The organism is Anaerosporobacter sp. (genome assembly GCF_965301125.1).
Window position 1 is genome coordinate 1 of record NZ_CBDLAM010000302.1, and the last position, 689, is coordinate 689.

At 33.7% G+C, this 689-nt stretch carries 1 protein-coding gene; it reads right to left on the reverse strand.

Annotated elements, in window-relative coordinates:
• A partial coding sequence (locus ACW2QF_RS19065; RefSeq protein WP_455717601.1) for an N-acetylmuramoyl-L-alanine amidase family protein occupies nucleotides 1-689 on the reverse strand: 689 nt, incomplete at both ends.

Here is a 689-nt window from a genome sequence, read left to right on the forward strand (position 1 = left end):
TATGAAGGATAATGAATAAATCCGCTCCTACCTTGCTTGCAAACGCAGCACGATCATCTAATGTAACATAAGAATCATTGTATCTTGTCCAATATGCCTTAACAGTACTAGTACTACTATTAAAGTAATTTTTAGCGTACTTATATAGAATGTTGTACGTTAATGTCTTCTCATACACGCCACTTCCAATAGCGCCTGTATCTGAACCACCATGAACTGTATCTATAACTACAATCTTTTCATAGATATACTTAGGGTCACCGATCTCTACCCCTATGTAGGAGCTTCCTTCTGATAACTTAAATCCTTGTAATGTTAATGTTGTTACAAGAATCACAGTATTACCACTACTATTTAGAGAAACTGCAGTTTTACTAACCATACTTGAGTAAATCTTTACAGGATTCTCATCATAGTAGCTTACATAATCACCTGGAATAATTACTTTAAATTGATTTTTGTAGTACAAATCCTCTGTAGTAACTTTTGAATAAGATACTCCACTTGGCAACTCGATTCTTAAATCAACATTCGTACCACTATCTGGATATACAAATACAAGGGTAAGGTTGTTATCAGTTTGGGAAGTATAATAAGTACTTGTCTTTGACTTAGTTAAGGTAATTCTCGTTGTTGTGTTATCTTTACTAGCTGATGCTACTGCTTTTACACAATATCCATCACTAATA